Source organism: Vibrio sp. R10-SG-ISO4, assembly GCF_059834135.1.
Genome location: NZ_JCBDHJ010000019.1, coordinates 1 through 11,268, shown reverse-complemented (window position 1 = coordinate 11,268; position 11,268 = coordinate 1). Strand labels below are relative to the sequence as shown.

Genomic DNA, 11,268 nt, shown 5'->3' with positions numbered 1-11,268 from the left:
ATGTAGATAAGCGCTAGTTGTGCTTATCGTTATCTTTTAGTGCTTTTTTGCCAATTGCCTGTCACACCATGCGATGATGCGGTCAGCATTGACGGCAAAAATGCCAAAACAAATGATTATAAACAGAATAATATCAAGTCCGTTCATCTGTCTTCTCCTTTTCAATCTGACTGGATAAGTGATTTGAGATACCAACTAAAACTATACCAGACATGGCTAATTTTAACACATTGATGTCAAATCCTTTCTCAATCCAATAAACGAAAGCTGATGTATAAACTGCCGTTCCCAAGTGCCGAAATTGAAAAGCGATAGCGTAGTGCCCTTGAACACGTGCTTAACGTTGAACTACGATGTAGTGTCAGCGCCGATGTAAAATTGATCCACCTGAGTCAAACTATCCGTTCGTAACATGGACAAAGCGGCCGACTATGATCAATCAGGAGCAACTAGTGGAAATACACGTTTTACATCAGCAAGGGTATGAGGTTTTTTGTTAAAACCCGAATGTTTTTCTGTGTTTTTCTAGGTAGAAGATGTGCTCTTCAGTAAGCCCTGCGATCTTCGTATCTTCACGAATGCCTAAGGCATTGAGAGTTGCAACTGATAGGTGTGGGCTTATTAGAAGTAAACCGTCATCTGAAAAGGAAATGAGCCCTTTATCAAACAACTTGTCGACGTTGGGGGTGAAAGGGAAGCCGTTGTAGCCATCGATCTTTTCATCATCATCACTTAATACCCAAGAAACAATATGAGAAGCTATCAGTAGCTCAGGCAGTGCGACTTTCGTAACGGGACAAGTATTGTCCCATATCTCGAGCACTTCATCTCTAAATGCTCCTTGCCCAATACGTGCGTTGGATCGAGCGCTACGAACACCGCCTTTGGTTGCTTTGCGCTTTCTACGTGCTGTGTTGCTTGAAGACTTAGAGGGTTGCATGAGGAGACACAAGTTATCGTCTTCAATGCTCGACAGTACAATGCTCGCGACACTCTCAGGTATAGCAACCATATAATTTTGTGTCGCATTTCCATCCACCGTGAAAAGCTTTGGGTCACATTGGTCGTTAAAACGCTCGATGATGTGATGTTTGAACTCATCGGTTGAAACGGGTCGATTTAATACAATGAGGTTGACGTCGACCTTGTGACCTTCTTTCTTCCACTCATCGTAAGTTCTGCTTTCTGGCCTAGGAGCTGGATAAGCGTCATCTAATGCTTGGGCAACGTATATTACTCGCTTGTTTTCATGACAAATAATGACATCGTCTTTCTTAATATTAGGCACGTGACCCCAGCCTGCTTTAACCGTTTTTTCTCCAGAAGCTGTATAAGTATGAGAAGGCGCCCAAAGAAATTTGAAGTCTCGCACCTCTTTGTAAGAAACCCCAAGATTGACCCAGTAATAAGCCACTAGAAACCTCGAAAATGTATGTAAGTAATTGAGTTCTTAGGTCTTATCGCATAAAAACTGTTCGTAGTAAACGCCTTGTGTGAAATAAGGAGGAAAGGTCAGAGACTATTGCCCAGTAACTTCCACTAACGGCATCTTACCCTTAAGTGCCTATTGCCATTTGGGGTGGGATAAGGAGCATCGTCCTGTAGTGGTTGTGAGTGGTCACTATGCTTGAATGGTTATATTTTTACTTGTGAACCATTTTGAACTGCTCTAGGACCAGTAGCATATCTTCCGACGGCGATATTCCTAGCTCTACGCACTCTTTTGAGAAGAAGTTCCAATGCGCCTTCCGCCACCAATCTAAAGTCTTGTCCCCCTCACCTTCTAAGGCAGCGAACTCCGGTGTTACTTCGTTGTATTTTTGCTTGGTTACGGACGTCACTTCTATAATGCAAACCGGTATACCATCCCAATTTGTCACTACTTGAAGGTGTCCAACGACTGGCATCGGCTCACATTTTTCACTGTACCAATAATCCAAGCTGCATGATGCACGCTTTTCACCGCGAAGGATTAACTCTGCACAGAGATTAGCATTGTGTTCATCTGCACAGAAATAGTCTGAGCTGAACGAAGTGTATTTGGAAGCCACTTCGTTAGGTAAAGAGTTCAGGTATTGTTCCAGGAAAACTCTACTTCTTTCATCCATGATTTTGATTCGACAATAGACTTACATATAACACCTTGCGAAGTAGCGCCTTCGATGCCCCCACAAAGCCCACAGTAACTCAAACCAAATCCACCGAGCGTTCGGCGTCCGCTTGAGTAAGTTGTTGTATTCGTGACCTATTGGCTAAAAAGCTGTTCTACCGTTTTCATTGGCAAGAACATACGAATACGTTCATTGTGTTCGCACAGAACTTCAAAGCCGAACTTTGTATAGAATGTCTGGGCTGCATCCGTAAGGCACTCCACAACAATAGCATATGCCTTCATGTGGTGATTAACTTCCCACAAGTACTTAAGTGCACGAATTAAACTAACCTTCCCAAGCCCTGAGCCATTAAATTCTTTATGTACAGCTAATTGAGCCAATAGAAAAACTGGGACTGGGTACCTAGGCAGTTTCTTCGCTACCAGGGCAGGCAATGTTTCTCGGCTGATAGAACTCGGTGCAACACTATAAAATGCGCAAATTGCGTGCTCTTTATTAAGTAGTGGTTGAGTACTCGGCAAAACCATCGTGCGGCTAATTCCTGCTTGCATGTGCTTTGCCGCTTGAGTTTTGATAAATGTATTCAGTTCAGGTTCACCACAATCGAATGAATTGCGGTCGTGATTTGATTTGCTCAGTTCTACGAACTCTTGACCCCAACTCACTTAATACCACTTTTTTCTGAAAATTTGGCAGCTTCAGCAAGGCTTGATTCGGTGCTTTTGCTTTGTCACAAGCAGTCATAAATTCGTCAAAAACACTATCTTTAACCACAATATTTTCATGCTTTTCAATGACATGAGTTGCATCTTCGTCCATAAGTCTAACTACATACTCAGTGAGACTTTTTAAACCAAGTAAAGCAGATGCTTTTTCAGCCTTTGCTTTGATCTTTTCATCAAGGCGAATATCTAAACGTGCTGTTGCCATACACCCTCCTATGTACGGAACTATTCCGTAACGTTGTTGATTGTCGCGTGAATATAGATTGCATTCAATTTGTACGGATAGTTTACGGAAGATGACATGACGTTCGTTAAGTATCGGCTAACGAACAGTTTAACGCTCGTGATGGACGATAGATTCAAGATGAAAGACATTTTAGCTTGTAATGAAAAGCCGCCTAATTAGGCGGCTTTTCTTGGCTTGTGTTAGAAAGATGTTTTAAAACGCCTCCATTAGACGTTTGTATTGAGCATCGTCCTCATACATTTTGTGGAAAATTTTGTACTTCGCATCATAGAAGTGTTTTATTCTCTCTGTCTGAGGCATCACGCTTTTGCTTATCCGACTCATCGCATTCATCGCATCTGGAATATCGCTGTAGAAACCTGCAGCCACGGAGCCCAACATTGCAGAGCCAAGAAGTACGGCTTCACTCTCTTCTGGCAGTAGGATCATACAGCCAGTCGCGTTGGTATGTTCTTGTAGAAAGACACTGTTTTTCGTACCACCGCCACAGGCCATAATGGTATCGATGTCATAGCCTGAGTCGTTCATCACTTCGATAATATGGCGTGTGCCGAGTGCGATGCCTTGAATGGTCGCAAGGTACTGCAATGCCATATCATCCAACGTTTTTGTCATTTTTAGTCCGGTGATTGTGCCAGTTAAATGAGCATTCGCTCTCGGCGAGCGGTTGCCATGGAAGTAAGGCAGAACATGAATGTCTTTTGTCAAAAATGCGATGTCTTCTTTGTTGCCAGCCAGTTCCAACAAGCGATCGTTTAATAGTTGATAAACGGTTTTGCCTTGTTTATCGGCTAGCTCCTTCGCGTTTTCATACAGTGGGTGAGAGGTGATGATGTGGTCGATCAAAGCACCGGTAGCTGATTGCCCACCTTCATTGAGCCAGTAACCCGGGATCATTGCACTGTAGTACGCTCCCCAAACACCATCAATGAATCGAGCAGTCTTTGATGCTGCCATATGGCAAGACGAGGTTCCGCCGATCAAAGCGAGACGTTTGTTAAAGTCGGCTTTCTCACCCGTCATCCCTGAGGCACCAAGAACACCAATACCACCGGCATGGGCGTCGATGATGGATGTGCCCACGGCAGTACCTGGGGTTAAACCTAAGTCATCGGCTGCGTGCACAGTTAGACCGTCACCAACAGGCTGGCCCATAGGTAGAATTCTGTCACCAATGGTTTTTGCATTATCTTCCAGTAGGTCTTCCAAACCAATCAGTTCGAAAAAGCCTCGATCCCATTTGTTTTCATGGCCAAGGTATGTCCATTTACATACGGTTGAGCAAAGGGAACGACTGGCATCAAATGTTGCTTTCCAAGTTAAAAAGTCGGGCAGGTCGAAGAAGTAACCTGCTTTTGCCCATGTATTCGGCATGTTTTGTTTGAGCCAAAGCAGCTTAGGTGTTTGCATTTCTGGTGAGATACGGTTGCCCACATAAGCCAATACAGGATGCTGAGTTTTGTTGATCCGATCGGCTTGAGCAATAGCACGATGGTCCATCCACATTACGACGTTTTGTTCGCTGCGCCCAGTAGGGCTCACCGTTAGCGGCTGGCCACTTTTATCCAACACGACTAATGAACAAGTTGCATCGAAACCGATGCCTTTGACTTGGATAGGGTCGATGTTGGCTTGAGAAACCGCATCTTTAACCGCAAGACATACACATTGCCAGATGTCATCGGAAGATTGCTCAACGAAGTTAGCTTGAGGTTTGAACATCATGGTGTCGCGTTTGGCTTCGCCCACTTTACGACCTTCTGCGTTAAAGACACCCGCACGCGCGCTGCCACTGCCTACATCAACGCCGATAAAATAAATACTCATATACTGCTCCGTTAAGCCTTATTTTTTTGTAAGAAGATAAATAAGATCAAGATGCCGCCCCATAGCGCCATAGTGAGATAGCTGCTCACTCCCAGCAAATTAAAGCCACTTTCTAATGTTTGTAATACGATAAGTGCAAGACCAATTCCGATAATGCGTCCAAAACCACCGTCTGGGTTAATTCCCCCCAGTACTGAAGCGAGAATGGCCGTCAAAAGATAGGATTCTCCGTAGCCAGCCTTCGCGGAGTTGAATTTTGCCATCATCACAATGGCTGCGACCCAACAAAGCACAGAAGAGATGACATAAACGTACAAGGTTGCTTTTTGTGTGTTGATACCAGAGAAGCGAGTGGCTTTTTCATTGGACCCCATCAGGTAGATGGTTCGACCTAAACTGGTATGTTCCAATAGTGCCCATAAGGCGATTGCAAAGCCAACGAACAAGATCAGCGGCATAGGTACACCAAAGTTAGAGCCGTTGCCGAGTACCAAAAGGGTTTCTGGGAAACCAGAGATAACACTACCGCCAGAGATCAACACGTTCAGACCGTTAATCAGGGTCATTGTCCCTAAGGTTGCGAGTATTGGTGAAACGCCAACGTACGCGATCAATGCACCATTGAGCAAGCCGATAACCGTAGCGGTAATGAGGCCTCCGAAAAGCGCCAAGATAAGCATTGTTGAGCTATCAGGAGCTTGAGTAATGATGCTCGCCATTACCAAACCACACGCGTTGGTTGTTGCAATGATCGACAGGTTGATACCACCAGTGAGCATGCACACGGCCATTGCCAGTGCCAGTAGACCGAGCAGTGGCATTTGCGATGACATCGATTGTAAGTTATCAATGGAGAAGAATGCTTGCCCACTTGAGAACGCCATAACGGCGAGAATGCCAACTAAAATCACCAGTAAGTAACGAATGTTCTTGTCTGTCGGTAGCTTTAAACTATTTAGCACTTGTTCCATGGTTTATGCCTCTTGTAGCGCTTGTTTTTTCTCATTGATTGCCGTCATGCTGATGCTGCAAACAATGATTAAGCCAGTTACGACCGTGTGCCAATATGAAGGTACACCGAGCAACGTCAGACCGTTCTTAGCAACAGCGAGCAAGATCACCCCAAGGACCACGCCAAACAGCGTACCTTTGCCTCCTGTCATACTCGTGCCACCAAGTACAACAGCAGCCAGTACCGTAAGCTCAAACCCCATAAGAGAGTTTGGAGCGACTGATTGGGTAATTTGGGTTTGAACCACTGAAGCAATGCCTGCTAGTGCTCCCATGTAGCCATAAACGAACAGATTAATACCAAAGAGGTTAATACCAATACGACTGGCCGCGTCTGCATTGCCGCCTACCGCGTAAATCTGACGACCTAAGCGGGTCTTAGACATCAGGAATGAGGTGAGGGCAATCATTGTAACTAAGGTTAAGATTGGCAGTGATAAACCGTAGTCATAGCCGTCGCTACCGGTAAACGTGAACAGCTCAATACCATCCATAAACCAGTCAGGAAAACCGTACAACCATTCGCCGTTACTAAAGTAAATCAGTAAGCCAAAGAACACGTTCAATGTTGAAATGGTAATGATGATCGCTGGCACCTTGAGTTTGTATACTAGTGTGGCGTTGATCATGCCAAGTAACACACCCACAACGGTTGCAATAGCAAACGCAATCATGAAGTTACCACCAATCGTCAAAATGTACGTCGCGGTGATGTACTGCGCAATCGCAGCGGTCGCTGGGAATGAGATGTCGATGCCGCCAGCGATAAGCACGACAAACAAACCACAAGCCATGATGCCTAGCAATGCAGAGCTGACTGACATATCAAAGATGTTTCCAAGAGTGAGGAAATCTTCAGAGGTAAAAGTCAGCACTGCGACAATCAACACAATCATCAATGAGAGGTAGAACTCATGACGCTTGGTGAATGAAGATAAGGAACAACGAAACTGGTTAAGCATTGACTGCCTCCATGATTTGTTGCTCGGTAGAGTGAGCGGGTTGGAAGTCATGAGTAAAACGTCCTTCTTTCATCACAATCACGCGGTGACTGTTGTAGAACACTTCTGGGATTTCATCGCTGACCATGATGATTGCCATTCCTTTTGCGGCAAGGTCTTTTACGATGGTGTAGATTGCTTCTTTGTTGGCAACGTCGACACCCACGGTCGGAGAGTCAAGGATGAGCACTTCTGGTTCTGCGGCAATCCATTTTGCGATAGAGATACGCTGCGCATTACCACCGGATAAACTGGTTACCGGGAGTTTTGGGTCCGCGACTTTGATGGACAATGAAGAAATCAATCTATCGACGAGCTTGTTTGCCTTTAGATGGTCAAGAAAACCTGAGGGTTTCTTCAGTCTGTGCATGACTGAGGCAGTGATGTTGTCTTGAATTGCCTGTTCCATCACCAACCCTGTCGACATGCGGTCTTCAGAGACATAACCGATGCCTTGAGAAATCGCGGCACGGTTAGATTTGAATGTAGTTGGTTGGCCGTTTATGCGGATAACGCCGCTGTCTGGTTGAGTCATGCCGAACAGTGCCATGCACAATTCGGTTCGGCCTGCGCCAAGTAAGCCGGTGATGGAGACGATCTCTCCCGCACGAACTCGAAATGAAATATCGTCAAACTGGCCACGTTTTGACAGCTTTTCGACTTCAAGTTTGACGGCACCTTGCTGGTGGTAATCGGCAAGAGGTGTGAATTCGAATCGTTGTCCGGTCATTAGAAAAGCCAATTCGTCACTGTCAACTTCATTAGCTTGATAGGTACCGATGGTTCGGCCATCACGAATGACCGTGATTCGGTCGGAGATCTCCATTACTTCATCAAGCTTGTGGCTCACAAATACCACTGTGACGCCTTTGGATTTAAGGTCTGCGACCACTTCGATGAGGTGATTCACTTCGGTGCGAGTGAGTGAGGCGGTTGGCTCATCCATGATCATTAGTTTGGCATCAGATGCCATGGCTCGGCAAATGGCGACGAGCTGACATTCGGCAATTGAAAGCTGCTCAACACGTTTATTCAGTGGTAATTTGACACCGACTTTTGCCATTGCTTGAGTTGCAATGCTCTGGATACGCTTTTGTTGCACCAGCCCTTTTGCCCATTCAACATGATCCTGAATGGCAATATTCTCTGCGACAGTCAAGTTTGGGAATAGGGATAAGTCTTGATAGATAACTTGAATGCCGTGCTCTATTGATTGCTGTGGAGTGAGTCGAGAGTAGCGTTTGCCCGCTAATGTGATTTCAGCGCCTTTCTCTGGTGCGTGAACGCCAGATATCACTTTAAATAATGTGCTTTTCCCACAGCCATTTTTGCCGGCTAAGCAGTGCACCTCACCCTGATTGAATGTTAGGTTTATCCCATCCAATGCCTTCACGGAACCAAAGTGCTTGGATACTTGCTTGAGGGTAATAAAAGGAGTTCCAGACATGATCATTTCCAATATGGTAGGGCGGCGTTGCACCGCCCAATTTAGAACAGAGTTTGTTTAGCTTAGAAACCAAGCTGACGTGCGTTGGTTTTATCCACTTCTAGAATCTTGTTAAACTTGATCACGCGGTTTTGCGTATCGATTTCTGCATCACCCAGCCCTTGGACATTGACCCCTTGTGATACGTCTTTGCCTTCGAGCATTTGCTTAGCAACGGCAACCATGGCGTAGCCTGCATCTGCTGGGTTCCACAAGAAGCCTTTATCAATCTCGCCACGAGCTAAGTACGGAGCAGCTTGGCTTGGCATCATAATACCCACGACGCTGATTTTGTCTTTTGCGCGTTTTTTCTTAATGGCTTCACCTGCGCCGATGCCACCTAATGAACCGTAAGAAACGATACCTGCCATATCTGGGTGTGCTTTCATCAGGTCATTCGTTGCGGCATAAGATTGATCGATGCTTTCAGCAACTGGCATACGGCTAGTGACTTCATACATGTCTGGGTAGGTTTTCTTTTGGTAATCGATCGCTAGATTTGCCCAGTTGTTATGCAGTGGCACCGTTAATGAGCCAACATAAACCGCGTAACCACCTTGCTTGTCCATATTTTTTGCAAGCTCATCCATGGTTGCTTTCGCGTAGGCTTGGTTATCAATCGTTTCGATATCCCAATCCGCGCCATGTCCATCTGGTGATTCATGGGTTAATACGATAATCCCTTTCTCACGAGCTTTTTTAAATACTGGCTCCAATACAGTTACATCATTCGGTACCACAGTAATTGCATCAACGCCTTTGGCAATTAAGTCTTCAATAATTTTAACTTGTTGCGCTGGATCTGGAGTGGAAGGACCAAGCTGGCGAGCTGTCACGCCGAAATCCGTAGCTGCTTGTTCGATCCCTTTGTTCATTTGGTTAAACCAAGGAATGCCAGACACTTTAACTACGTTCACGATTTCATAATCTTTAGCTTGAGCTCCTGCCGCAGCAAGGGCTAGCGTTAAAGCTGCCGCTTTCAGTAAGACCTTTTTCATCTTCATCAATCCTTTATTTGTTATGTGTAGGGTGAGTTGAACCGATGAAACAATCTTAAGATGTATTTCAATAGAATATCGAGCACCAGATATTGAATTGTGACTTACACACGTTAATGTAAGTTTTATTATAAAACTATGTTATTAAAATGTATCAAGCGAGGTGTGGGGTAATTTAACTTTCAGTTATTTCTGTATTTCATGTCATTTAGTTTAACAAGTTAAACATATCTGTAACATCTGTGTTGGGTTTGGAAAATGAATGCAGATCGAGGTGAGCAGGAAAGATTATTAAAGAGAGATCAATTGATGAAAATTATTGCTTAATCACAATAAATAGCAATTAAATATGTTGTTACATGTTATTTGAGTGGCATTCATCATTTTCGTCCACGATAAGAAAAGTAGAGAACACAGACGGTTTGTAATTATATAACGAATAATAGTACTTGGTTTACACAAACGGCTACTGAAGTAGACCGTTCAGAACTAGAACTCGGTTCGAATCCTCACGCACATGCATCTCCTCTAGCCAGCAAGGAATTGGACAAAAGAAAAACCAGAGGACGACTAACCTCAACCGATGAAAGGTAGCATCTAGTTGCTCTTATCCACGACGCCAAGCAAAGTGGTTGCCGGTTAGAGTGCGCTTATCATTAGGTGAAAATTGACCTGGGCACCTATAGTTGATGGTATCGACAAGGTGAAGTTCAGGCGGATAGAAGGCCGACCTGTATCAGGCCTGCGTCTGCTAACAAGTGATCTAGACCGTTAGCACTAAGGCGCTTTTGTCTCAATCCGAACCTAAAAGCCCTGTATCGTAAAAGGTTTTACCCCAAAATGAGTTTAGACGGCTGTATGCATTCATAAGAATAATTCGGTCAACTGGCTGCATTTGTACACAGTACGTAAGTTACGGTCCGAGGGTGTGGTTAGGAAGTAAACTGCACATTTTGCGATGTACCCGTCGGTGTTGTTTTTTTCTATGAAACACTACCCCAATAGTTCTTCCGCTGATGCGGATTCCCTGTTAAAAATAGATGTAGACAAGGGGGCCATAATGAGTGGTGACTATCTTAGATAGATGATGCACAGCCCTTTGATACTTTGAATCTCAGTTGTTTCATTCCATCCATTCCAAAGCAAGTAAATAACAAAGGACGCGTTATGCTCGAAGGTTACGTCAAATCGTTTTCTCAGGATAAGGGGTTTGGTTTCATTTCTACTGGTGTAGAAAGCTATTTCTTTCATGTTTCAGACATACCTAAATCTATCCCCCCTTCACAAGTTCGCACTGGAACCAAGTTTCGATTTGATGATGTCCCTACACCAAAAGGCATGCAAGCCAAAAAGCTAGAGTTGGTGCCGGTCACATACACCAAGAAGAAAAGCAGTGGTTTTATAATGCGCCGCGATAGTAAGCTGAAACATGGGCAGGCCATAGTGATTAAGCCTGTCGCCAGTATTTTCGATAGGGATCCCGATGTCTGCCGTCAGTCCCTTGTCCAACTCGCTAAACGCTGTGGATGCAATGCTTTGTTGGATATGGAGATGCACCGTAATACATGGAGTAAAGGAAACTATCGTTATTCGATGCACGAAGCTCATGCGGTTCTAGCAATCGTTGCGAACGACGTTGAGTGCTCACCCGAGAAGAAGGATACGTTTGACTTGGCTTTTGCTGCGGAGTTAAGAGCTGCGGAAACCAAAGCCGCCGAAGAAATCGCAAAAATTGAGCGTCGTCGCTTTTGGCAAACCTTCCCCTGGAACTGGATCGTAATAGTTATCATTGCTTTAGTTTTTTTCAGCATCACAAGTTGAGCGCACCATCATCCTGCTCTGATTGCTCAGACTCATTA

General features: G+C 44.8%; 9 protein-coding genes and 1 pseudogene. 1 reads left to right on the top strand and 9 read right to left on the bottom strand.

Annotated features, from left to right (window positions below; all coding sequences use genetic code 11):
• Nucleotides 1–496: 496 nt before the first annotated feature.
• The 9 genes and pseudogenes from AC6R03_RS14920 to AC6R03_RS14880 form a co-directional block, all read right to left on the bottom strand.
• Entirely contained in the window at nucleotides 497–1,414 is a 918-nt protein-coding gene (locus AC6R03_RS14920) for an HNH endonuclease (RefSeq protein ID WP_500632316.1), read from the bottom strand.
• A 229-nt stretch (nucleotides 1,415–1,643) separates the two neighbouring features.
• On the bottom strand, nucleotides 1,644–2,108 hold the full coding sequence (locus AC6R03_RS14915) for an ASCH domain-containing protein (protein WP_500632315.1): 465 nt from the start codon (nucleotides 2,106–2,108) through the stop codon (nucleotides 1,644–1,646).
• A 137-nt stretch (nucleotides 2,109–2,245) separates the two neighbouring features.
• Complete coding sequence (locus AC6R03_RS14910; RefSeq protein ID WP_500632314.1) at nucleotides 2,246–2,779, bottom strand: GNAT family N-acetyltransferase; 534 nt, start codon at nucleotides 2,777–2,779, stop codon at nucleotides 2,246–2,248.
• Nucleotides 2,776–3,044, bottom strand: a pseudogene (locus AC6R03_RS14905) (type II toxin-antitoxin system TacA family antitoxin). The gene AC6R03_RS14910 and the pseudogene AC6R03_RS14905 overlap by 4 nt, the downstream one beginning before the upstream one ends.
• Before the next feature lie 234 nt (nucleotides 3,045–3,278).
• Nucleotides 3,279–4,913: an FGGY-family carbohydrate kinase gene (locus AC6R03_RS14900; protein WP_500632313.1), complete on the bottom strand. Its 1,635-nt coding sequence runs from the start codon at nucleotides 4,911–4,913 to the stop codon at nucleotides 3,279–3,281.
• 11 nt (nucleotides 4,914–4,924) lie between these two features.
• Nucleotides 4,925–5,884, bottom strand: a complete 960-nt coding sequence (locus AC6R03_RS14895; protein WP_500632312.1) for an ABC transporter permease — start codon at nucleotides 5,882–5,884, stop codon at nucleotides 4,925–4,927.
• 3 nt (nucleotides 5,885–5,887) lie between these two features.
• A complete protein-coding gene (locus tag AC6R03_RS14890) occupies nucleotides 5,888–6,886 on the bottom strand; it encodes an ABC transporter permease (RefSeq protein WP_500627397.1) in 999 nt (332 codons plus the stop codon).
• Nucleotides 6,879–8,372: a sugar ABC transporter ATP-binding protein gene (locus AC6R03_RS14885; RefSeq protein WP_500632311.1), complete on the bottom strand. Its 1,494-nt coding sequence runs from the start codon at nucleotides 8,370–8,372 to the stop codon at nucleotides 6,879–6,881. Before AC6R03_RS14885 ends, AC6R03_RS14890 begins: the two co-directional genes overlap by 8 nt.
• A 62-nt stretch (nucleotides 8,373–8,434) precedes the next feature.
• On the bottom strand, nucleotides 8,435–9,409 hold the full coding sequence (locus tag AC6R03_RS14880) for an autoinducer 2 ABC transporter substrate-binding protein (RefSeq protein ID WP_500632310.1): 975 nt from the start codon (nucleotides 9,407–9,409) through the stop codon (nucleotides 8,435–8,437).
• Nucleotides 9,410–10,576: 1,167 nt separating this feature from the next.
• Between AC6R03_RS14880 and AC6R03_RS14875 the strand changes: the two genes are divergently transcribed.
• A complete protein-coding gene (locus tag AC6R03_RS14875) occupies nucleotides 10,577–11,230 on the top strand; it encodes a cold-shock protein (RefSeq protein WP_500632309.1) in 654 nt (217 codons plus the stop codon).
• Nucleotides 11,231–11,268 lie beyond the last annotated feature (38 nt).

Excerpts from the sequence above, each read along its gene's own strand:
- AC6R03_RS14915 (WP_500632315.1), bottom strand. The coding sequence starts at position 2,108 with ATGGATGAAAGAAGTAGAGTTTTCCTGGAACAATACCTGAACTCTTTA.
- AC6R03_RS14900 (WP_500632313.1), bottom strand. The coding sequence starts at position 4,913 with ATGAGTATTTATTTTATCGGCGTTGATGTAGGCAGTGGCAGCGCGCGT.
- AC6R03_RS14895 (WP_500632312.1), bottom strand. The coding sequence starts at position 5,884 with ATGGAACAAGTGCTAAATAGTTTAAAGCTACCGACAGACAAGAACATT.
- AC6R03_RS14890 (WP_500627397.1), bottom strand. The coding sequence starts at position 6,886 with ATGCTTAACCAGTTTCGTTGTTCCTTATCTTCATTCACCAAGCGTCAT.
- AC6R03_RS14885 (WP_500632311.1), bottom strand. The coding sequence starts at position 8,372 with ATGTCTGGAACTCCTTTTATTACCCTCAAGCAAGTATCCAAGCACTTT.
- AC6R03_RS14880 (WP_500632310.1), bottom strand. The coding sequence starts at position 9,409 with ATGAAAAAGGTCTTACTGAAAGCGGCAGCTTTAACGCTAGCCCTTGCT.
- AC6R03_RS14875 (WP_500632309.1), top strand. The coding sequence starts at position 10,577 with ATGCTCGAAGGTTACGTCAAATCGTTTTCTCAGGATAAGGGGTTTGGT.